General features: G+C 67.8%; 16 protein-coding genes. 13 read left to right on the top strand and 3 right to left on the bottom strand.

Translation table 11 applies throughout. From position 1 onward, the window contains the following. Positions 1-138: 138 nt before the first annotated feature. The 3 genes from BLQ74_RS02670 to BLQ74_RS02660 form a co-directional block, all read right to left on the bottom strand. Positions 139-1,698 (bottom strand): FGGY-family carbohydrate kinase, encoded by a 1,560-nt coding sequence (locus tag BLQ74_RS02670; protein ID WP_090260573.1) that lies wholly within the window; start codon positions 1,696-1,698, stop codon positions 139-141. A gap of 112 nt (positions 1,699-1,810) precedes the next feature. After that, positions 1,811-3,394 carry a glycerol-3-phosphate dehydrogenase/oxidase gene (locus BLQ74_RS02665; RefSeq protein ID WP_090260571.1) on the bottom strand — a complete coding sequence of 528 codons (1,584 nt, stop codon included), beginning with the start codon at positions 3,392-3,394 and terminating at the stop codon, positions 1,811-1,813. Between the two features lie 4 nt (positions 3,395-3,398). Continuing rightward, entirely contained in the window at positions 3,399-4,994 is a 1,596-nt protein-coding gene (locus BLQ74_RS02660) for an FAD-binding oxidoreductase (protein ID WP_090260569.1), read from the bottom strand. A gap of 125 nt (positions 4,995-5,119) precedes the next feature. Here BLQ74_RS02660 and gliR point away from each other — a divergent pair, with 125 nt between their 5' ends. The 13 genes from gliR to BLQ74_RS02595 all read left to right on the top strand — a co-directional run bounded on the left by gliR (position 5,120) and on the right by BLQ74_RS02595 (position 21,843). Next, positions 5,120-6,142, top strand: coding sequence for an AraC family transcriptional regulator GliR (gliR, locus tag BLQ74_RS02655; protein WP_090260567.1), 1,023 nt, complete (start codon positions 5,120-5,122; stop codon positions 6,140-6,142). A gap of 286 nt (positions 6,143-6,428) precedes the next feature. Beyond that, positions 6,429-7,862: an undecaprenyl-phosphate glucose phosphotransferase gene (locus BLQ74_RS02650; RefSeq protein WP_090260565.1), complete on the top strand. Its 1,434-nt coding sequence runs from the start codon at positions 6,429-6,431 to the stop codon at positions 7,860-7,862. Between the two features lies 1 nt (position 7,863). Continuing rightward, on the top strand, positions 7,864-9,336 hold the full coding sequence (locus BLQ74_RS02645; protein ID WP_090260563.1) for a mannose-1-phosphate guanylyltransferase/mannose-6-phosphate isomerase: 1,473 nt from the start codon (positions 7,864-7,866) through the stop codon (positions 9,334-9,336). Further along, entirely contained in the window at positions 9,336-10,247 is a 912-nt protein-coding gene (locus BLQ74_RS02640) for a glycosyltransferase family 2 protein (RefSeq protein WP_090260561.1), read from the top strand. The genes BLQ74_RS02645 and BLQ74_RS02640 overlap by 1 nt, the downstream gene beginning before the upstream one ends. A 32-nt stretch (positions 10,248-10,279) precedes the next feature. Beyond that, positions 10,280-11,038, top strand: coding sequence for a polysaccharide biosynthesis/export family protein (locus BLQ74_RS02635; protein WP_090260559.1), 759 nt, complete (start codon positions 10,280-10,282; stop codon positions 11,036-11,038). A 12-nt stretch (positions 11,039-11,050) separates the two neighbouring features. Beyond that, a complete protein-coding gene (locus tag BLQ74_RS02630; RefSeq protein WP_090260557.1) occupies positions 11,051-13,042 on the top strand; it encodes a GumC family protein in 1,992 nt (663 codons plus the stop codon). Continuing rightward, complete coding sequence (locus BLQ74_RS02625; RefSeq protein ID WP_090260555.1) at positions 13,042-14,226, top strand: glycosyltransferase; 1,185 nt, start codon at positions 13,042-13,044, stop codon at positions 14,224-14,226. The genes BLQ74_RS02630 and BLQ74_RS02625 overlap by 1 nt, the downstream gene beginning before the upstream one ends. Then, on the top strand, positions 14,223-15,545 hold the full coding sequence (locus BLQ74_RS02620; RefSeq protein WP_090260553.1) for a cellulase family glycosylhydrolase: 1,323 nt from the start codon (positions 14,223-14,225) through the stop codon (positions 15,543-15,545). Before BLQ74_RS02625 ends, BLQ74_RS02620 begins: the two co-directional genes overlap by 4 nt. Positions 15,546-15,553: 8 nt before the next feature. Then, complete coding sequence (locus tag BLQ74_RS02615) at positions 15,554-16,774, top strand: glycosyltransferase family 4 protein (protein ID WP_090261169.1); 1,221 nt, start codon at positions 15,554-15,556, stop codon at positions 16,772-16,774. Further along, a complete protein-coding gene (locus BLQ74_RS02610; protein ID WP_090260551.1) occupies positions 16,765-17,868 on the top strand; it encodes a glycosyltransferase family 4 protein in 1,104 nt (367 codons plus the stop codon). Before BLQ74_RS02615 ends, BLQ74_RS02610 begins: the two co-directional genes overlap by 10 nt. Then, complete coding sequence (locus BLQ74_RS02605) at positions 17,868-19,289, top strand: O-antigen ligase family protein (RefSeq protein WP_425287477.1); 1,422 nt, start codon at positions 17,868-17,870, stop codon at positions 19,287-19,289. The genes BLQ74_RS02610 and BLQ74_RS02605 overlap by 1 nt, the downstream gene beginning before the upstream one ends. A 4-nt stretch (positions 19,290-19,293) precedes the next feature. Further along, the gene (locus BLQ74_RS02600) at positions 19,294-20,709 is read left to right on the top strand and encodes a lipid II flippase MurJ (protein WP_090260549.1); all 1,416 of its coding nucleotides are present in this window, start codon (positions 19,294-19,296) and stop codon (positions 20,707-20,709) included. 57 nt (positions 20,710-20,766) lie between these two features. Further along, positions 20,767-21,843, top strand: coding sequence for an acyltransferase family protein (locus BLQ74_RS02595; RefSeq protein ID WP_090260547.1), 1,077 nt, complete (start codon positions 20,767-20,769; stop codon positions 21,841-21,843). Positions 21,844-21,846: the final 3 nt, after the last annotated feature.

The following is a 21,846-nucleotide window of genomic DNA, read 5'->3' as shown; positions in this document are numbered from 1 at the left end:
TCGGATTGAGTCGCGAACGCTATCGGCCGGTATTCCGGCGGCGAAATACTGGCGCCGCGCCATCATGCATCAGATGAGTCCGAAGGACCACTCCCTCCGCCCAAGGTGGTACGCAAGCGCAGGCGGCGCGGCGGCCGCTCACGCCGGGTAGCCGGTGATCTCGCGGATGCTGCGGTACAGCGGCTTGAGCTGGCGATACATGCGCTGGTAGACCTCGCGGTACAGCCGCTCGTAGGTGCGCCGCGCCTCGGGCCGTGGCTGGAACACCTGGCCAACGCGGGTCATGGCGGCGATGGCGCTGGCGAAGTCCGGGTACAGGCCCAGGCCGACCGCGCAGTCGATGGCCGCGCCCAGCCCGGAGGCTTCGTAGACATGCGGGCGTTCCGCCGGCAGGCCGAAGATGTCGGCGGTGAGCTGCATGGCGACGTCGCTCTGCGAACCGCCACCGGCCACGCGCAAGCGCTCGATGCGGGTGCCGGAGCGCTTCTCGATGCGCTCCTTGCCCTGGCGCAGGGCATAGGCCAGGCCTTCGAGGATGGCGCGGTAGATGTGCGCGCGGGTGTGCACGTCGCCGAAGCCGATGATCGCGCCCTTGGCCTCCAGCCCCGGCTCGCGGATGCCCGGCGTCCAGTACGGCTGCAGCATCAGGCCCATGGAACCGGGCGGCACCTGCTCGACCAATTCGTCGAACAGCTTCTCCGGCTCTACGCCCAGTTCGGCGGCACGCTGCATCTCGCGCAGGCCGAACTCGCGCTTGAACCAGCTGACCATCCAGAAGCCACGGTAGATCATGACCTCGGTGTTGAAGTGGTCGGGAATCGCCGCCGGATACGGCGGAATCAGCGGAATGGTTTCCAGGTAGCGCGCGCGGGTGGTGTTGATGGTCGCGGTGGTGCCGTAAGACAGGCAGGCCACGCTCGGCTCGATGGCGCCGGCGCCAAGGACTTCGCAGGCCTTGTCGGCGCCCGCGGCGATCAGCGGCAGCCCCTCTGGAATGCCGGTATGCCGACTGGCCTCGGCACTGATCTCGCCGAGTTTCTCACCCGGCTTGAACAGCGCGGGCAACTGTTCCGGCCGCACGCTCACCGCCTGCCACTTCCAGTCGCGCGGCGCCGCCCATTTCAGGCGCTTGTAGTCGAACGGCAGGTAGGCGACGCTGCAGGCCAGGGAGTCGACGAAGCGCCCGCACAGGCGCTGGGTGAGAAAGCCGGACAACAACAGCACCTTGTGCGTGCGCGCATGCAGTTCCGGTTGCTGCTGGGCCACCCAGTTGACCTCGGCCTGGCTGCGAAAATAGTCCACCGCGCCCTCGGCGCCGACCAGCTTGAACAGCCAGCCCCAGGGGCCCTCGATCCTGCCCTCGAGCGCGGCGCGGCGCTGGTCCAGCCAGAGGATCGCCGGGCGCAACGGGCGGCCCTGCTCATCGACATGGATCAGCGTGCCGCGTTGGGTGGTCAGTGACACCCCGCGGATGCGACGGCGATCGATGCCGCTCTGTGCCCAGAGCTGCTGGCAGGCTTCGGCGAGCTTGGCCCAGTAGTACTCCGGGTCCTGCTCGGCCCAGCCGGGCTGGGTGGAGTAGTAGGCCTCCAGCTCGACCTTGCCCTTGCCGACCAGGTTGCCGGCGAGGTCGAAGAGCAGCGCGCGCACGCTCTGGGTACCGTTGTCGATGGCCAGCAGGTAGCTCTGTTCGCTCAAGGTGCGATCCTTCTTGTCATGGGTCTTGCCGATGCTGGGTATCGCTGCGCTCTCCCCCATCCCACGAAGAGCGCAGGGCCCGGCGTGGGATGGATGGAACTTGCGATAGCCATCACCCCTCACCCGGCAGGCTGTGGCAGCGCCGCCAGAGGTCCAGGTAGGCGCGTTCTTCTTCGTGCCAGCGAGCGTCGTCCCAGCCCAGGCGCGCCTGGCACAACGCGCGGATGGCCGGCAGTTCGGCGGCGCCGCCGTTTTCCAGCAGCAGGCCCAGGCGCGTGCGGCGCAGCAGCAGGTCGTCCAGGTGCAGGACCAGTTCGCCCTCGGCGGCCCAGGCCAGTTCGGCCCACAGGCAGTCGGTGTCGCCGACGCGCTCGCCGCCCAGCTCGCCGAGCAGGCGCGCTACCTGGGGCAGCGCGCCGCCATGGCGGCCGCTCAAGCGCCGTCGTTGCCGCGGCCCCAGGCCAGGCAAGTCGCCAACCGCTGGCTCGGCGAATACCGCGGCGCCGTGATCCTCCCATTCGCGCCCGAGCATCGGCGCGCAAGCGCGCAGCACCTCCAGCGCCAACAGGCGGAAGGTGGTGAGCTTGCCGCCGGCCAGGGTCACGCAGCCCGGCTCGACCCAGAGCGCGTGTTCGCGCTTCTCGTCGGACGGCTTCTTCTGCAGGTCCCCCGTGCTGACCACCGGGCGCACCCCGGCCCAGGTCGAGCGCACATCGGCGGCGCGGATGCGCGCGGCGGGAAACTGCTGCGCACAGGCGGCCAGCAGATAGTCCAGCTCTTCGCTGCCGATGCGCGCCTCCGTGTCGAGGCTGCCGCGATGATCGAGGTCGGTGGTGCCGACCACGGTGGCGCCTTCCCAGGGGAAGACGAACACCGGGCGCTTGTCCGCCGCGTGCATGAAGCTGAAGGCATGGGCCACCGGCAAGCGCCAGGCCGGCAGCAGCAGATGGCTGCCACGCAGCGGGCGGATATGCTCGTCGCCGTCGACGCGGCGCAACTGGTCGGCCCAGGCGCCGGTGGCCAGGGCCACGGCGCCGGCACGGAAGGTGAAATGCCCGCCGCCTTCACGGTCCTCGGCGAGCAGGCCGCAGACCCGGCCGTTGGCGCGCCGCAGCTCCCGCACGCGCAGCCCGTTGAGCGCCTCGCCGCCGTCGCCACGGGCCTCGCTCAGCACACGCATCACCAGGCGCGCGTCATCGACCAGCGCATCGGCGAAACGGGTGCCACCGAGCAGGCCGTCCTCCTTCAGCCCCGGCGCCAGGTAACGCAGTTGCCGTAACGGGTAGTAGAGGTGGTTGCGCCGCCCGGCCAGGGCGTCGTACAGCGCCAGCAGCCCGCCGAACACCCGTGGGCCGGGAAAGCCGCCACGGTAGTGCGGCATGATGAAGCTCAACGGCTCGACCAGCCCCGGCGCCTCGCCGAGCAGGCGCTGGCGCTCGCGCACCGACGCCAGGGTCAGGCCGAGCTGGCCCTTGGCGATGTAACGCAGGCCGCCGTGGACCATCTTCGACGAGCGACTGGAGGTGCCCCAGGCGAAATCGCGCTGCTCAATCAGCAGGCAGCGCCAGCCGCGCCGCGCCGCCTCACGGAGAATGCCGGCACCGGTGATGCCGCCGCCGACCACGAGCAGATCCCACTCGCGCGCGGCCAGTTCGGCCAACGCAGCTTGGCGCCAGGCGGCGTTCCAGGCAGTCATGCGTTCACTCCTGCAACAGGGTGCCCGGGTTCAACCGGCCGGCCGGATCGAAGTGCCCGGCCAGGACGCGCAGCGTGGCCATGCCCAGTTCGCCTTTCTCTGCCGCCAGGTAGGGAGCGTGGTCCTTGCCCACCCCGTGCTGGTGACTGATGGTGCCGCGATTCTCGACGATCACCCGGCTGGCGCTGTCCTTCAGCCGGCGCCAGCGTTCATGGGTGGCGGCATAGCTGGCCGCCGGACGGAATACGTAGGTGGTGTAGATACTCGAACCCTCGCCATAGACGTGGGACAGGTGGCTGAACACATGCACCCGCTCGCCTTCCGCCGTCAGACCGTCGCGCAGGCAGGCCTCGATGCGCTGCATCAGGTTGTCGACGTTCGACCAGTCGGTGGCGGTCTCCAGGGTGTCCACCACATAGCCGGCCTGCCAGAGGGTCTCGCGCAGATAGGGCGAGCGGAAGCGGCTGGCCTCCCACTTGCGTCCCAGCAGGGTGCCGGTGAACACCCCACCGAAGCCCTTGAGCAGCCGTCGCGCGGCTTTCAGCGAGGCAGCGTTCTGCGCGCGCGCGCCGGTGACGCCGACGGTCAGCATGCACTTGCCGTCGCCGGCGCCGCGCAGCTTGAGGTAGCGCTCCAGCCAGGCGATCGACCGGGGATGGCCGGCCAGGGTCAGCTGCGTGCGGGTTTCCACTGCGTTCGACAGGCGCAGCATGGACAACGGCACCCGCGCCTGGGCCAGGCGGCGGATGGCGCGCAGCCCCTGCTGCCAGGACGGCAGGAAGACCACATGGAAGTTCTCCTGCTCGGGCAAAGGCGAGACACGCACCTTGACCGAGGAAATCACCCCGAAGCGCCCTTCCGAGCCAAGCACCAGCTCGCGCAGGTCAGGGCCCGCGGAGGACGCCGGGAAGGTCGGGATGTCCAACGGCCCGGCGAAGGTTTCCAGGGTGCCGCCAGCGAACAGTTGCTCGATGCGCCCGTAGCGCAGCGACTGCTGGCCGCTGGAACGGCTGGCGACCCAACCACCGAGGGTCGACAGCTCCCAGGACTGCGGGAAGTGGCCGAGCGTGTAGCCACGGGCGCGCAACTGGCTTTCCACCTGTGGGCCGTTGGCGCCGGGGCCAAAGGTGGCGACCAGGCTTTCCTCGTCCAGTTCGAGCAGACGGTTCATGTGCTCCAGAGACAGCGTCAGCACGGCTTTGGCCGAGTCCGGCGGATTGATGTGGCCGGCCACCGAGGTGCCGCCGCCGTAGGCGATCAACAGGCAATCCTGCTCCGCCGCGTAACGCAGCAATTCGCGAATCTGCGCGGCGCTCTGCGGGTAGGCGACGCCATCGGGAAAGCGGCCGAACTCACCCTCGCGCATCGCCAGCCAGTCCGGCAGGCTCTGCCCGCGCGCATGCAGCAGGCGGTCGAGGGGCTCGCGGACGACCAGCGGATGCTCGCCCAGGCGCGAGGCCGGAACCTTGGCCAGCACCGTCTCCAGCGTGGCGTCGGCCAGTTTCAGGCCGCCTCCGATTTCACCGGCGAGGAACTCGCGGCCCTGCACCGGCAGCGCCATCGACGTCGTTTCCTCACCCCAGCCATTCCAGCGTCGCATGCCTGCCGCCCTCCTATTCCGGTCGCTCGCAATGGCTGCCTATACTAGTCGGCCGCCTGGCCCTGTCACTGTCGGATCGGGACAACGCCAGTCGCCGATAGAGCCACCAGAACAAGAGCGACGCCATGCACGCCCTCGGCTACACCTCCGTCCCCGCCCTGCTCAAATACCTGCGTCAGGCCGAACATCTCGGCCTGGATGTCGATGCCGCCCTGCACGCCGCCGGCCTCACCCGCGAGCAGCTCGCCGACAACAGCCAGCGCCTGCCCAGCGAAGCCCATGAGCGTCTACTCGCGCACTTCTGTCATGGCTCCGGCGACCCGCTGTTCGGCCTGCATTCGGCGCGCTTCGTGCAGCCCGGCTCGTGGAGCGTGCTCGGCTACATCACCATGAACTGCGCGACCCTCGGCGAAGCGATGCAGCGCATCATGCCCTACGAGAAACTGGTCGGAGACATGGGCGTCAGCCGCATCGAGCCCGACGATGGCCATGTGCGGTTGATCTGGACCTGCCGCCACCAGGCCACGGAAATCCGCCGGCACATGGTCGAGAACGTGCTCGCCTCCTGGCTGCTCTACGCGCGCTGGATCGCCGACTTCGACGGCTCGCCGCAGGAGGTCTGGTTCGAGCACGCCCAAGCGGCTGGCAGCGATCTGGAGGAATACGAGCGCTTGTTCGGCTGCCCGGTGCGCTTCAGCCAGCCTTGCAGCGCCCTGCTGGTGCCAATGCGACTGCTCGCCCTGCCGCTGCGCCAGGCCGACGCCAACCTGCTGCGCACCCTGGAAGAACACGCCCTGGCGCTGATGGCCGAACTGGACGACGACGAGCCACTGCCGCTGCGGGTGAAGAACGCCCTGCGCCTGCTGATGAAAGACGGCCTGCCGCGCAAGGAACGGGTCGCCGAACGCTTCGAGATGACCGTGCGCACCCTGCAGCGCCACCTGCAACAGGCCGGTACCAGCTACCAGCAGATCCTCGACGGTCTGCGCCAGGAGCTCGCCGAACACTATCTGCTGCACAGCGACCTGCCGATCCAGGACATCGCCCAGTATTTGGGCTTTACTGAATCGCGCTCGTTCCATCGCAGCTTCAAGGGCTGGACCGGGCAAACACCCGGGGAATACCGCAAGTCCGCCCCTCGTCACTGAGCATCGCCAGCGCCGTATCGCCCCCGTCACGAACGTGGCGGGGAACCGTCATCACGTCAAAAAAACGCCATGAATACAAAAAAGACATTGAAAAGCCATCATGGAATGTGATTAATTCGACAAAAAATGACTCAGCCGTAATACAACCACGCAAAATAACAACCAAGTAACGGCTAGATAACTGTCAGAAAACAGCTGAATGACAATTCAGTGACGTTTACTGCCGACGGTTTAATGACGCACATAGTATCGGACGTAACGCGCCCTAGCCGGCAAGGAAGTTGTTATGCGCATGCAGTCGACGGAAAGCCTGTTATTCGCCCGGCCCAGCCTGGTCGAATACTTCATCACGGGGGTACGCCTGGCCCATTGGCTAACGGCTGTCGCTCCGGCATTGCTCCTGCTGCTGCTCGATAACGTACCCAGCGACGAGCGTGAAAACTTCTTTGCCATCTCGCTGTTCTTCGGCCTGCTCAGCGTGATCATGTTCCAGGCCCTGGGCATCTACTCCGAAGCGATCTTCAGCAACCTGCTGCGCTTCCGCCTGACCTTCTTCGCCTGGTCGGCCTCCTTCGGCATGTTGTTGTTCATGCACCAGGCGCTGAAGCTGCTGCCCTACATCCCCGCCTGGCACATGGGCCTGTGGTTCTGCGCCAGCCTGGTGCTGTTCGGCCTCGAGCGCCTGTTCATCCTCTGGTGCTTCCGCCGGCTCATGCAGAACAAGCACTACCTGCAACGCACGGTGATCCTCGGCGCGACGGAGAGCGGCATCCATCTCGCCCGCTACATGCAACGCAACGGTGACATCCGCTCCGGGCTGATCGGCTTCATCGACGATCGCGCCAGCCGGCTGCCCGGCGAACTGGCGGGCCTGCCGCTGCTGGGCAACTCCGCCGACCTGGAGCGCATGGTGCGCAACGAAGAGGTCAGCCAGGTGCTGGTGGCCCTGCCCTGGTCCGCGGAGAACCGCATCAGTCAGATCATCCAGCGCCTGCGCCGGCTGCCGGTCAACGTGATGATCGTCCCCGACATGGTCGCCCTCTACCAGGCGCACAACCGCATCACCGAAGTTTCCGGCCTGCCGATGTTCAACGCCTCGCTGGTCCCGCTGCGCGGCTGGTCGCCCGTGTTCAAGCGCCTCGAAGACATCGTCCTGGCACTGCTCTGCATCGCCCTGTTGTCACCGCTGATGCTGCTGGTGGCGCTGGCCGTCAAGCTCGATTCACCCGGCCCGGTACTGTTCCGCCAGAAGCGCTTTGGCTACAACAACCGCCTGATCGAAGTCTACAAGTTCCGCTCGATGTACCAGCACCTGGCCGATGCCGACGCGCAGCGCCAGACCACCCGCACGGACGACCGCATCACCCGGGTGGGCCGCTTCATCCGCAAGACCAGCCTCGACGAGCTGCCGCAACTGTTCAACGTGCTCGCCGGCAGCATGTCGATGGTCGGCCCGCGTCCGCATGCCACGGCGACCAAGGCCGCCGGCCTGAATTTCGAGGAAGCGGTCGAGGAATACACCGCGCGCCACCGGGTCAAGCCGGGTATCACCGGCTGGGCGCAGATCAATGGCTACCGCGGCGAGACCGACACCCTGGAAAAGATCGAGAAGCGTGTGGAACACGACCTCGAGTACATCGAGAACTGGTCGCTCTGGTTCGACCTTTACATCCTCTGCCGCACCCTGCCCGCCCTCCTCGACACCAAGGAAGTCTACTGACGTGACCCATTCAAGCACCCTGCTCCCGTGCATCGTCGCGGGCGGTTCCGGCACACGTCTCTGGCCGGTTTCGCGCGCCACCCTGCCCAAGCCCTTCATCCGCCTGGCGGACGACCAGAGCCTGCTGCAGAAGACCTTTCTTCGCGCGACGCGACTGGCCGAAGTGGATCGCGTACTCACCGTGACCAACCGCGAGGTGTTCTTCCGCACCCTGGATGAATACCGCGACAAGCGCGTCACCAAGGCCGCGCCGAAGCTGGACTTCCTGCTCGAACCCTTCGGCCGCAACACCGCGCCGGCGATCGCCGCCGCCGCGCTGCTCGCCGAGCGCCTGTATGGCGCGCAGACACAATTGCTGGTGTTGCCGGCAGACCACCTGATCCGCGACGAGGCGGCCTTCGCCCAGGCCGTGAGCCAGGCCCGCGAGCTGGCCGCGCAAGGCTACCTGGTGACCTTCGGTATCCGCCCGCACTGCGCCGAGACCGGCTTCGGCTACATCGAACAGGGTGATGCCCTGGCGGCAGGCGGTTTCCGCGTCGCGCGCTTCGTCGAGAAACCCGACAAGGCCCGCGCCGAAGCCTTCGTCGCCGATGGCCGCCATCTGTGGAACGCCGGCATGTTCTGCCTGCCGGTGGATGTGTTGCTGGCCGAATTCGCGGCGCTGGCGCCCGAGGTTCTGGACAGCGTGCGCGCCTGCCTGGAACGCAGCCCACTATCGGAACACCCGCATTACCGGCAGGCCGAACTGGACGCGGAAAGCTTCGCCGCGGTGCCGGACATCTCCATCGACTATGCCGTCATGGAGCGTTCGAGCAAGGTCGCGGTGGTGCCCTGCGAGCTGGGCTGGAGCGACATCGGCTCGTGGCAGGCGCTGGGCGAGCTGACCCCGGCCGACGCCGACGGCAACCGCATCATCGGCGAAACCGTGCTGCATGACGTCAAGGGTTGCTACATCGACGCGCGCAGCCGGTTGGTCGGCGCGCTGGGCGTGGAAGACCTGATCATCGTCGACACCCCCGACGCCCTGCTGATCGCCGCCGCCGACCGCTGCCAGGACGTGCGCCTGCTCACCCGCGAACTGCAGCGCCGCGACCATGACGCCTTCCGCCTGCACCGCACGGTCAACCGCCCCTGGGGCACCTACACCGTTCTCGAAGAGGGCGCGCGCTTCAAGATCAAGCGCATCGTGGTGCGCCCCGGCGCCTCGCTGTCCCTGCAGATGCACCACCACCGCAGCGAACACTGGGTGGTGGTCTGCGGCATGGCCAGGGTCACCAATGGCGAGAGCGAGTTCCTCCTCGCCACCAACGAGTCGACCTTCATTCCCGCCGGCCATTCGCACCGCCTGAGCAATCCCGGGGTGGTCGACCTGGTGATGATCGAGGTGCAGAGCGGCGAATACCTGGGCGAGGACGACATCGTCCGCTTCGACGACATTTATGGCCGCACCCCGGCCAAGGTGAGCGTGCCCTGATGCGTCTGGCGCTGATCATCCCGACCCGCAACGCCTCCGCGCACCTCGACCGCCTGCTGCCGGCGCTCGCCGCGCAGACGCGCCAGCCGGACAGCATCTTGGTGCTCGACAGCGAATCCAGCGACGACACCGTGGCGCGCTTCCGCGCATTCGGCGCGCGCGTCGAGGTGATCCGCGTCGCCCAGTTCAATCATGGCGGCACGCGGCGCCTGGGTTGCCAACTGGTGGAGGCCGAGGCCCTGCTGTTCCTCACCCAGGACGCCATCCCCGCGGCCCCCGACAGCTTCGCCAGGCTGCTCGCCAACCTCACCCTGGAAGCGGATATCGGCGTCGCCTACGGCCGCCAACTGCCGCACCCGGACGCCGGCCTGCTGGCGGCCCAGGCGCGGCAGTTCAACTACCCGTCGCAGAGCCGCACCAAGCGCATGAGCGACGCCGACGAACTGGGCATCAAGACCTGTTTCAGCTCGGACTCGTTCGCCGTCTACCGCCGCGACCTGCTGGAGGCCGTCGGCGGCTTCCCGAGCAACGTCATCGGCAGCGAAGACGCCTACGTCGCCGGGCGCATGCTGCTGGCCGGCTACGCGGTGCGCTATGCCGCGGACGCCTGCGTCGAACATTCCCACGATTACCGCCTGGTCGAAGAATTCCGCCGTTACTTCGACATCGGCGTGTTCTATGGCCGCGAACGCTGGCTGCGCAACACCTTCGGCAAGGCCGAGGGCGAAGGCCAGCGTTTCGTCCGTGCGGAAATCAATGCGCTACGCGCGGTGGGAGCGATCGCACGCGTTCCCGAAGTCCTGTTGCGAAGCACCCTCAAGCTCCTCGGCTATCGCCTCGGTTACCTGGAGCGCTACCTGCCCCGGCAGATGAAGCGACGCCTGAGCATGTTCCCCGGTTACTGGAAGTGAGCCAAACAATGTCCGACAGGAAGTTCATATCGATGAAACGCCCCCTGCTTCTGCTGGCCATCCTCATGATGGCCGCCTGCACCACGCCGGCACGCATCCCGACGCCGGACAACGACAGCGTCGAGGCCGGCAAGCGCGCCCTCGAACAGTTGGCGCGCATCCCGCAGGCCGAGGAGCGCGTGCGCATCGGCGACCAGTTGCGGATCGTCCGCGATGCCGGGGAAATGCCGACCCTGTCGGCCTTCAACGTCAGCACCATCTATGAGCTGACGCTGTTCACCGTGCTCAATGACGGCACCATCTACTACCCCTTCGTCGGTCGCATCCAGGCCGCGCGGCGCACGCCGGGCGAGATAGCCAGCGAACTCACGGAACGGCTGCGCAGCGTCTACCGGCAACCGCAGGTGACGGTGAACATCAACCAGGCGCCGGGCAACACCGTGTTCGTCGGCGGCGCGGTGCGCAACCCGTCGGCCCTGCCGATTCCGGCAGCCAGCACCATCGACCAGGCGATCATCGGCGCCGGCGGCATCCTGCCGGTGGCCAACGCCACCAAGGTGGCGCTGTTGCGGGAAGACCGCTCCGGCACCTACCAGACCTATTTCCTCGACTACAGCCGGCTGCTCGCCGATGGCGGCCACCGTCCGGTCGCCCTGCAGCGCGGCGACATCGTCTTCGTGCCCAAGTCCGCCGCCGGCGACCGCATCGATGGCGTCGATGTCTATCTCAACCAGCTGATCCCCTTCACCAAATCCATTGGTGTCGGCGCGGCTTACAACTTCAACCACTGAGGAGCAACTCCCATGATCGAGATTCGCTCCTACCGCGATCTGCTGCGCCTGTTCTTTATCTTCAAGCGCGAATTCAAACTGGCGGCCCTGTTCACCCTGGCGGTGATCGTCCTCGGCGCCTTCCTGCTGCCGGCCAAGTACGAGTCCAGCGCGCGCTTGCTGGTCAAGCCGGGCCGCGACTCCGCGCTGCCGATCGAAATCAGCGATCGCCAGACCCAGGTGATCCCCGTCACCCAGCGCGACCCCATCGTCGACGAAGAGCGCATGCTCACCGGCAGCCCCATCGTGCGCAAGGTCGCCGAGCGCTACCTGGAAATCATCGCCAACCAGCCGCCGCCCGCCGGCATCTGGAAACGCACCAAGTGGTATGCGAAGAAAGCCACGGGGGCGGTCTTCGACGGACTGCGCGCCGTGCTGGAAACCTTCGGCATCGTCGAGGAGCAGACCCCGGTGGAACGCCTGGCCGGCGACCTGGCCAAGAAGTTCGAGGTCACCCACGCGCCCGGCTCCGCGGTGATGGACATCAGCTTCGTCTGGAACGACCCCGAGGTCGCCCAGGCCGTGGTCAAGAGCTGGATCGAGATCTACCAGGAAGAACGCACCCAGGCCCTGGGCCGCAAGAGCCTGTACACCTTCTATGAGATGCAGAGCTCCAGCGCCGCGGCGCAGATCAAGAGCTACAAGGAGCAAATCCTCAAGCACCTCAACGAAATCGGCGCGGCGAGCATCACCGATCGCCTGGAAGACCTGTCCGAGCGGATCAACATCCTGCGCGGCGAACGCTTCAACACCCTGCGCCAGATCGCCTCGTCCGACAGCGCCCTGGCCTCGACCCGCAAGCAGCTCGTCGGCCTGCCGCAGGAAGTGGTGACCGTCCGCCAGATCGCGCTCAACCCGGCGCAACAGGACCTGCGTCGCCTGCTCAACCAGAAGCGTCTGGAACAAGCGGACATGCTGCGTACCTACACCAACGACGCGCCGCCGATGAAGGCGTTGCAGGAGTCGATTCGCGCGCTGGAACAGGACGTGGCCAAAGAGGGTGCGACGGTACAAAGCTCCGAGGACCGCGCGCCCAACACCCTGTCCATCCACCTGCAGCGCGTGCTGCTCGACGAAACCAGCAACAACAACGCGCTGCGCGCGCAACTGGCCGCCCAGGAAAGCCAGTTGAGCGACCTGGAGAAACAACGCCGCGATGCCATGGCGATCGAGCCGGAGCTGGCGCGCCTGCAGCGCGAACTGACCGCCGCCGAGAAGAACTACGCGCTCTATACCGACAGCCTGGAGAAATCGCGGATCGACCGCGAACTGGACAAGAGCCAGATCAGCAACATCGCGGTGATCGAGGAAGCCACCCTGAACCCCGCGCGGGTCTTCCCCAAGACCCTGGTGATGCTGCTGGTGGCGGTTCCCTTCAGTGCCTTCGTCGGCCTGCTGGTGATCTACCTGTGCTACCTGCTCGACCAACGCATCCATGACGGCGGCCTGGCGGAAAACAAGTTCGGCCTGCCGCTGTGGACCACCCTGCCGGAGCTGAGCAACGGCACCGCGGAGAGCAGCAACAGCTTCATGGCCAGCATCTACCGGCTGTACGGGCTGCTGCCGTTCGAGCGCATCGAGCGCGAGGGCCTGGTCCTCGGCCTGACCTCGGCGCGCCACGGCGAAGGCGTCAGCTTCGTCATCGAGCAACTGCGCCGCATGCTGGAACAGAACCTCCTGTCGGTGCGTGTCGGCGGCGACCAGCCGGCGCGTCCGGGTGAAGTGGTCCTGCTCGACGCGGCGGCGCTGCTCGACAGCCGCGAAGCCTTCGTCAGCCTGCACCGTGCCGATCTGATCGCGCTGGTGGTGGAGGCACAGAAGAGCACGGTGCCGGTGGTCCAGCACGCCCTGACCATCCTCAACACCGCCTTTGGCAAGGTCGATGGCATCATCATCAACCGCCGCCGCTTCGAAGTGCCCTATCGCGTCCTGCAGCGCATCGAACGCTACCGGAGCGCCTTCTGATGCGCATCGCTCTGCTCGCCCCGCTGCCCCCGGAAAGAAATGGTATTGCCGACTACGCCAACCATTTCCGCGCGGCGCTCGAGCAGAACGGCGTGCAGGTACTGACGCCGCTGGCCGGCTGCCCGGCCACCAGCGATGCGCTGCAGGCACGCCTCGACGCCTTCGACTGGAACGGCGTGGACCTGGTCCACGCCGAACTCGGCGGTGGGCGCCTGATCGAGTTCCAGGCGCTGCAGCGACTGCGCCAGCGCTTTCCGCGCCTGCCGCTGACGGCCACCGTGCACGACCCCGAACGCCTGGTCTGGCGCCGCGCGCGGATGCCCTGGCCACTGGCCTGGGCGCAACGCCTGCCGAGCCCCTTCCCACAGGCCGCGACCCTGCTCTGCGACCCGCTGACGCTGAGCGAGGAGCGGCGCCTGGCCGCCGGACTGACCCGCCTGATCACCCTCACCCGCCTCGGCGGCGAGTGCCTGGCCAAGCGCATGCGCCTGGCGCCGGGGCAGCTCGCGGTCATCGCCCACGGCAACCTCGACATCGCCGCCGCGCCACCGCCGCCCCTCGAACCACTGCGCCTGCTGTATTTCGGCTTCATCTACCGCGGCAAGGGCATCGAAGACCTGTTGAGCGCCATGGCCAAGGTCTTCGAGCGGCAACCGGCCCTGCGCGAACGGCTGAGCCTGACCCTGGCCGGCGGCACCGCGGCGGAAATGGCCTTCGGCGGCCATGGCGACTACCTGCAGCAGCTGCAGGCGCTGATCGCCGAACTCAAGCTCGGCGCCAGCATCCAGTGGCGCCTCGACCTGCCCGCCGAGGAAATTCCCGCGCTGATCCAGGCGCACCACGCCCTGGTTCTGCCCTACCGCGAGTCGAAGAAGCTCAGCCTGCTCGGCGCCCAGCGCGGCACCAGCGGCGCGCTGTCCTGGGCCGCTGCCTGCGGACGCGGCGCCATCACCTCGGATGCGCGCGCCTTCGCCGAGGAGGTCGCCGAGGGCAATGGCGCGATCTTCCCCCAGGGCGACGTCGATGCCTTGGCCGATCGCCTGGAAACCCTGGCGCACCATCCCGAGCTGGCCCTGAGCTGGGCCGAGCGCGCCGGCGAAATAGGCCATGAGCGGCGCTGGACGGAAACCGCGCGGCGCTTCAAGCAGGTCTTCGCCGACGCCTGCGCGAGGAGCGCGGCATGAAGCGCAGCATCATCCTGGCCAGCCTGGCGCTGGTCGGTCTGGTGACCTTCCTCGGTCTGCGCAACGAGCGCGCCGCGGCCCAGGAGCACCGCCTACAGGCTCCGCGCAGCGTGGTCTGGAAGGACTTCCTCGGCGTCAATGCACAGTTTCTCTGGTTCGCCCCGGAGCGCTACCAACAGCAGATCGACCGCCTGCAGGCCCTGGGGCTGCAGTGGGTGCGCCTGGATCTGCACTGGGATCGCCTGGAGACCGCGGAAAACCAGTACCAATTGGCCGACCTCGATCACCTGGTGCAAGTGCTCGGCGAACGTCAGCTCAAATCGGTCTTCTATCTGGTCGGTTCGGCGCGCTTCATCACCAGCGCGCCCGTCGAATCGCCCTACCAGGACCAATACCCGCCGCGCGACCCGGCAGTGTTCGCCCTGCGCATGGCCCTGCTCGCCCAGCGCTACCCCAGCGTCGACGCCTGGCAGGTGTGGAACGAACCCAATCTGCTCGGCTTCTGGCGGCCGCGAGCGGACGCCGCCGGCTATGCCAGGCTGCTCCAGGCCAGCGCCACGGCCCTGCGCCAAGTGGCACCGGAGAAACCGGTGGTGGCCGCTGGCATGGCCTTCTTCAGCGACCTGCCCGGCGGCCAGTTCATGTTCGATCAGCTCGGCACGCTGAACGCCCAGCAACTGCACACGATCGCCGCCTATCACCCCTATACCCAGCTGCCGGAAGGCAATCAGCCGGGCAGCGACGACTTCATCGGCCGCGCCCGCCAGCTCAACGCCACACTGCGCGCCTCCGGCGTACCCGCCATCTGGGCGACCGAATGGGGCTGGTCGAGCTATGCCGGCCCCAAGGAAGCCCAGGACATCATCGGCGTCGACGGCCAGGCCGATTACACCCTGCGCCGCCTGGCCCTGATGGCCACCCAGGACTACGACCGGGTGTTCCTGTTCACCCTCAACGACCTGGACGCCCGCGCCAGCGTGCGCGACCAGAACTATGGCCTGCTCGACCTCGACGGCCAGCCCAAGCCGGTTTACCTGGCGCTGCAACGCTTCCTCCAGCGCAGCGGGCCGAGCCTGAAACCGGAAGCCCCGCCACGACTGGGCGCGACCGTCGATGGCCTCTACAGCATCGCCTGGACCCGCAGCGACGGTAGCCACCTGTGGCTGTTCTGGGCCGCGGACGGTGGCGAAGCGAAACTGCCGGCCCTGAACAACGCGACCCTGTACGATCCGCTGAGCGGCGAGGAAACCCGCCTGGATGCCAGCCAGGGCCTCGCGCTGAAGGTCAAGCCGACGCTGCAGATGCTCACATGGGAGTGACGACCGGCATGCGCATCCTCTGGATTCTTCCCTACTCGCCCTGGCCCACCACCAGCGGCGGCAAGACGCGCCAGTACCAGATGCTGCGCAGCCTCGCCGCGCGCGGCCATCGCATTACCCTGCTGGTGCAGAGCAAGCAGCCGCTCGCGGCCGCCGATCGCGCCACGCTCGCGCCCCTGCTCGAACGCCTGATCGAGCTGCCCAGACGTCCGCTGCGCAGTCTGCGCACCCTGATCGCGGCGCTGTTCGCGCCGACGCCATTGCTGGCCAGCGTGAACGGGCTGAATCCCGCGCTGGAAGCCACCTTCGACAGCCTGTTGGCGGAGCACTGGGACATCGTCCAGATCGAGCACAGCTATACCTTCCAACCCTACGAGGCGGCACTGCGGCGGCACGCCCAACCGTTCGTGCTGACCGAGCACAATGTCGAATCCTCGCTCGGCGCCGCCACTTACGACCGCCTGCCACGCTGGGCGCTGCCCTTCGTGCGCTTCGACCAGTGGCGTTACCGACGCTGGGAGCGCCGCGTGCTGAGCCAGGCCACGCGCCTGGTCGCGGTCACCGCCGCCGACGCCGCAACGCTCTCGCGCATCGCCGGCCAGCCGGCAGCCGTGGTGGTGAACGGCGTCGACTGCGAGCAGTTCGCGGCGGTGCGCCCGGCCGCTGGCAGCCAGCGCATCCTGTTCCTGGGGAATTACGAGTACGCGCCCAACCTCGATGCCGTCGAATGGGCGCTGGCGGAAGTGCTCCCGCGCCTGTGGAAACGTCACCCCGGAGCGCGCTTCTGTGTCTGCGGCCATGCCCTGCCGACGACCTGGGCCGAGCGCTGGCCGGACCCGCGCATCGAATGGCGCGGCTTCGTCAGCGACCTGCCGGCGCTACAGGCGCAATCCGCGGTCTTCCTCGCGCCGCTGCGGCACGGCGGCGGCTCCAAGCTCAAGGTGCTCGAAGCCATGGCCGCCGGCTTGCCTCTGGCCAGCACCTCGCAAGGCGTTTCCGGGCTCGCCGTGGAAGCCGGCGTGCACTACCTCGGCGGTGACGACGCGGCGGCCCTGGCCGACGGCCTGGCACGCCTGCTCGATGACCCGGCCATGGCCGCGCGCATCGCCGAGCATGGCCGCGCCTATGTGCGCCAGGCACACGATTGGGGCGTGGCCGCCGGCCAATTGGAGGCGGTCTACGCCGACCTGCTCGGGCATCCGCTGAAGGAGGCCTCGGCATGCGCATAGGCCTGGACTACCGCACCGTCGCCGCCTCGCCGCGCTCCGGCATAAGCCGCCAGGTCCTGGCCATGGAGCGGACCCTGCGCGCGCTGCCGGGCGTGGACCTGCTGCGCTTCGCGGTGGCGCCGCTGGGCGACCCCTTGCGCCAGACAGTGCAATGCCCACCCTGGGGCTGCCCGTCGCCCGCCATGCACCGGCCACACCTGCGCCTGCGCTTCGAGCTCGGCTATCTACCGCGCGCCCTGCGCGAGCTGCGGGTCGGTCTGTACATCGCCAACTTCAACATGGGCTTGCCGCTGCCGCCCAAACCGCGCGGTACGCGCTATGCGCTGCTGCTCCACGATCTGTTCCAGATCACCTTGGACAATTACCACGCCAATCGCCTCAAGGCCTCGGTCTACCAGCTCAGTGACCGCCTCTCGATCCACTACGCGGTACAGGCCGCCGACCGCATCTGGACACCGTCGCAATACACCGCCGACGAGGCAGCGCGGCTGTTTCCCCGGCACGCCGACAAGCTCCGGGTGCTGCCGAACCTGGTGGATGGCTTCGCGGGCGCGCCGGCCGATCCCCAGCGCCTGAACCTGCCGGCGCGCTACTGGCTGCTGGTCGGCACCCGCGAATTGCGCAAGAACGTGCCCTGGTTCGTCGATGCCTGGCACCAGGCGCGCACCCGCTTCCCCGGTGTGCCGGAATTGCTGCTGGTCGGCAGCCTCGACCATCTGCCCGAACATCAGCGCAATCTGCCCGGACTGTACGCGCGCGGCGATCTCGACGACGCCCAACTGCATGCGGTCTACCTCGCCGCCGAGCGCCTGTGGCAACCGTCCTATGCCGAAGGCTTCGGCCTGCCGGTGGTGGAAGCCCTGCGGCTCGGCATCCCGGTCGCCGTGGCCAGCGGCTCTTCCCTGGATGAAGTGGCGCCCCCGGACGCACCGCGCTTCTCACCCAACGACGCAGCGGCGCTGGTCGAGCTGATGGCTCGCCTGGCCTCCCCGCCCGCCCCTGACCGCGCCGCCCTGCGCGACTGGGCGGCACGCTTCGATGCCCATAGCTATAGCCGGCGCCTGGCCGAGCTGATCGAGGAACTACAACCGTGATGCCGCTCGGAAAGCTCATTGCCATTGTCATTGGCCTGGCCTTCGGCGGGTTACTGCTCGCCCTCTCGCCGGCCAAGGCCGCCGCCGCCGTGGTTGGCGTCGCCGCGGTGCTCAGCATCGTCCGCTACCCGCTGGCCGGCCTGCTGCTGTTCGCCCTGCTGGCCACCTTCATGCCCTACTCGACGGTCAACCTGGGCATACGCACCACCGTCAGCGAAGCGCTGCTGGCACTGACCTGGGGCGCCGTGCTCTGGCACAGCCTGTTGTCGCAGTTGCCGGTGATTCGCGACAAAGGCCCGACCGAGCGCTGGCTGCTGGCGCTGATGCTGTTCACCTGCCTGCCCTTCGTCGTCGGCCAGTTGAGCATCCAGGCCCAGACCAGCGGCCTGGCCAACTGGCTGCGCTGGCTGCTCAACCTGTCGACGCTGTTCCTTGCCCTGCGCCTGCTGCAAGAACCGGACAAGCGCGAGAAGCTGGTGGTCTGCCTGTTGCTCGGCACCCTGGCCATGCTGCTGTTGTCGATCGGCGTGTTCATCCGCTCCCGCTCGGCCTCGGGCATGGCGCCGGTCCTCACGCTGTTCCACTACGCCAACCTGGAAAACCTCGAATTCGGCCTCAACGCGCTGTCCTCGCGCATGGGCTCGCCGTGGATGCACCCGAACGCCACCGGCGGCATCATGGCCCTGCTGCTGCCGCTGGCGTTCTGCTTCGGTCTGGCCAACCAGGGCTGGCGGCGCCTGCTCGGTCTCAGCGTGGCGGTGCTCGGCGCGGCGGCGTTGCTGCTCTGCAGTTCGCGCGGCGCCATGGTCAGCCTGACCCTGGTGCTGATCTGGATGTCGCTGCGCAAAGTGCGCTACACCGGCCGCCTGCTATTGCTCGGCGCCGGCCTGGCGGTGCTGCTGGTGATGAGCTATCCGCCGTTGCAGGAGCGCCTGGCGACCATCTTCTCGCCACAGAACGCCAGTACCGAGGTGCGCGTCGACGAATACCGGATGTTCCCCAAGGCGGTCGCCGCCTACCCGCTGGGTATCGGCTTCAAGGTCGATCCGCCGGTGCCGGGCACCAACCTGCTGGGGATCTCCAACCTGTGGCTGAACTTCGTCTACAAGACCGGCCTGGGCGGCATGCTGCTGTTCATCGCAGTGACCTGGCACTGGTGGCGGGAGACCCGCCCCGAGCCCGGACCGATCCGCCTGACCCGTGACAACGCCATCTGGCTCGGCAGTTGCGCCGGCGTCATGGCGGCGCTGGTCAGCGGTCTGTTCGACCACTACTTCAGCTTCGCCCTGGTGATGATCGCCCTGTTCTGGCTGCTGCTCGGCCTCAATCTGCTGGAAGCCCGCCGCCTGTTCGGCCAACGCCGCGCGACGCGCAAGCTCGACGGCCCGGCACTGCGCCCGTCGGCGCGGCCGGTGGAGTAAAGCCATGCTCGGTGCAGCATCCTGGTTGACCCTCGCCTCGCTGCTGGGCCTCGGCCTGGGCTTCGCCCGCGAATGGCTGCTGGTCGGCGCCTGGGGCGCCGGCGGGCAGAGCGATGCGTTTCTGGTGGCGTTGTTCCTGCCCGAAGCCGTGCGCATCTCCCTGGCCGGCGGTCTGCTCAGTGCCGCCGCCCTGCCGCTGTACCTGGAGCGAGACGAACAGCAACGGCCGGGCTGGCTGGCCGCGGTGCTGCCACAACTGACCGGACTGGCACTGCTCGCCAGCCTGGCCCTGCTGCTGCTCGCCCCCTGGCTGGTTCACGTGCTCGGTCCGGGCCTCAGTGCCCAGGGCAGCCTGCTTGCCGGCGACAGCCTGCGTCTGCTCGCCTGGTGCCTGCCCGGCCTGGTACTGCATGCGCTGCTGTGCATCCCGCTGCAGGCGCGCGAGCGTTTCGTGCTGGCCGGTACCGGCTCGCTGCTGTTCAACCTGCCGCCGGTGCTGTTCCTCGCCACCCAGGGCAACCACAGCTCGCCGTCCGGGCTCGCCCTCGCCTTCATCGGCGGCAGTCTGCTGATGCCGGCGGCGCTGCTGCCGTCGCTCTGGCAGCAGGGTTGGCGGCCCTGGCACCTGAGCCGTTCGACCCGCGAACTGCGCCAACTCGCGAACCGCCTCGGGCCGCTCCTGGCAAGCAACGCCGCGAGCCAAGGCCTGGCCTTGCTGGAGCGCCTGGTGGCCTCCCTGCTGGGCGAGGGCGTGGTGACCTGGGTGAATTTCGCGCGCAAGCTGATGAACCTGCCGCTGGTCACCCTGATGAGCCTCAACCAGGTGCTCCTCGGCCTGATGAGCGGCCGCGCCGACCACGAACGCCTGGGCTTGCTGCGCCGCGGACTGGATACCGCCAACCTGCTGGCCCTGCCGGCGGGCATCGGCCTGATCGGCGCGGCGCCGGCGCTGGTGGCGCTGTTGCTGCCGCAGCAACCGGCCGGCGGCCCGCTGCCCCTGCTGCTGGCCGGCTTCTCCCTGTCACTGGTGTTCGGATGCGGCAATGCCATGCTCGCGCGCTATGCCTATGCCGCCGGCGATACGCGCCAGCCGCTCTACTGCGAACTGCTCGGCAGTACGCTCAACGCGCTGTTGCTGGCCGCTCTGCCGCCGCTCTTCGGCTTGCTCGGCATTCCCCTCGCGGCCCTCGCCGGGGTGATCGCCACCGGCCTGCTGCTGATGCGTCGCCTCGACCTGCTCGGGCGCTTGCCCTGGGTGCGTCAATGGTCGATCGACTGCGTGCTGCTGGTTCTGGCCGGCGGCCTGCTGTTCCCGTTGCCCGGTCCCTGGCTGCAACTGCTGTCGAGCAGTCTCGCCGGGGCCACGGTGCTGCTCGCACTGGCGCTCTGGTACCGCCCGTGGCGGGCGGCACGCCCATGATGTTCGCGCCGGGCGGCAACGGCCAGCCGGCGCAGGTATAGATTCAGGAGTCGGAACATGGAAAAACGCTGGGTACAGATGGATGTCGCCAAAGGGGTCGGCATCCTGATCATCGTCTTCGGCCACGGCTGGTTCGTGGCCAATTCACCGGACCTGCTCTATCCGATACTGGCGTCTTTCATCCTGCCGCTGTTCTTCTTCCTGTCCGGGGTCTTCTTCAAGCCGGAGCAGCCCTTCTGGCAGACCGCCATCCGCAAGGCCGACGCGCTGCTCAAGCCGTTCTTCGTCACCATGCTGGTGTACGTGGTGATACGCGACCTGCTGCGCCACCAACCACTGCTGGCGGACATCGGCGGCGTTTTCTACGCCTCGGTGGATACCATTCCCTGGCAGGCGCTGTGGTTCCTCCCGCACTTCTGGCTGGCCACCCTCTATGCCTGGGTGTTCCTGCGAGTGGTGCGCCTGTTGCAGCTGTCATTGCCGCTCAGTTGCGCCCTGGTCGCCCTGCAACTGCTGTTCGGCATCCTTTGCCTGGGCTGGTTCTGGCAGATCCCGGTGACCTTCGGCGAACATCAGTGGCTGCTGCCCGGCCTGCCGTTCAGCCTGGAGATAGTGCCGATCAGCAGCACCTTCTTCATCTACGGCTACCTGCTGCGCGGGCGGCTGCGCGAGCACCGCAGTTCGATCTGGACGCTGCTGCTGTCGGTGCTGATCTTCGCCGCCCTGTTCCTGTACAGCCACGCCAGCCAGGACCTTGCGCAACGCCGCTATGACCATTGGTTCTGGAGCAGCGCGATGTCCGTGTGCGGCGTCTACCTGTGCTGGGCGCTGTCGGGGGTGCTCATGCAGGTGCCCTGGCTACGCGGGCCCATGAACTACATTGGCCAGTCGACGCTGATCCTGCTGATCTTCCACGGCGAGATCCAGCACAAGACCTTCGCCCTGCTGGAATACCTGGGGCTGCCCACGGTGCTGGCGGCGAGCGTGGCCCTGGTGGTGGCGGTGGTCGTACCGTTGCTGATCGGCGAACTCATCAAGCGCGTCGCCGTGCTGCGCTGGTTCTACCACCCGTTCCCGCAAAAGAAGCGCCCGGGCGTAAAGCCGGGCGCTCTGCAAACACCAGCGAAGCCCTGAACC

Origin of the sequence: Pseudomonas panipatensis, from assembly GCF_900099785.1 — a bacterium.
Lineage (GTDB): Bacteria > Pseudomonadota > Gammaproteobacteria > Pseudomonadales > Pseudomonadaceae > Pseudomonas > Pseudomonas panipatensis.
This window is presented reverse-complemented; position numbering and strand designations above follow the sequence as displayed.

Bases quoted from the DNA above. Each gene is read 5' to 3' on its own strand.
- BLQ74_RS02660 (WP_090260569.1), bottom strand. From the start codon at position 4,994: ATGCGACGCTGGAATGGCTGGGGTGAGGAAACGACGTCGATGGCGCTG.
- BLQ74_RS02610 (WP_090260551.1), top strand. From the start codon at position 16,765: ATGCGCATAGGCCTGGACTACCGCACCGTCGCCGCCTCGCCGCGCTCC.
- BLQ74_RS02650 (WP_090260565.1), top strand. From the start codon at position 6,429: ATGCGCATGCAGTCGACGGAAAGCCTGTTATTCGCCCGGCCCAGCCTG.
- BLQ74_RS02665 (WP_090260571.1), bottom strand. From the start codon at position 3,394: ATGACTGCCTGGAACGCCGCCTGGCGCCAAGCTGCGTTGGCCGAACTG.
- BLQ74_RS02625 (WP_090260555.1), top strand. From the start codon at position 13,042: ATGCGCATCGCTCTGCTCGCCCCGCTGCCCCCGGAAAGAAATGGTATT.
- BLQ74_RS02630 (WP_090260557.1), top strand. From the start codon at position 11,051: ATGATCGAGATTCGCTCCTACCGCGATCTGCTGCGCCTGTTCTTTATC.
- BLQ74_RS02595 (WP_090260547.1), top strand. From the start codon at position 20,767: ATGGAAAAACGCTGGGTACAGATGGATGTCGCCAAAGGGGTCGGCATC.
- BLQ74_RS02635 (WP_090260559.1), top strand. From the start codon at position 10,280: ATGAAACGCCCCCTGCTTCTGCTGGCCATCCTCATGATGGCCGCCTGC.
- BLQ74_RS02615 (WP_090261169.1), top strand. From the start codon at position 15,554: ATGCGCATCCTCTGGATTCTTCCCTACTCGCCCTGGCCCACCACCAGC.
- gliR (WP_090260567.1), top strand. From the start codon at position 5,120: ATGCACGCCCTCGGCTACACCTCCGTCCCCGCCCTGCTCAAATACCTG.
- BLQ74_RS02605 (WP_425287477.1), top strand. From the start codon at position 17,868: ATGCCGCTCGGAAAGCTCATTGCCATTGTCATTGGCCTGGCCTTCGGC.
- BLQ74_RS02620 (WP_090260553.1), top strand. From the start codon at position 14,223: ATGAAGCGCAGCATCATCCTGGCCAGCCTGGCGCTGGTCGGTCTGGTG.
- BLQ74_RS02600 (WP_090260549.1), top strand. From the start codon at position 19,294: ATGCTCGGTGCAGCATCCTGGTTGACCCTCGCCTCGCTGCTGGGCCTC.
- BLQ74_RS02640 (WP_090260561.1), top strand. From the start codon at position 9,336: ATGCGTCTGGCGCTGATCATCCCGACCCGCAACGCCTCCGCGCACCTC.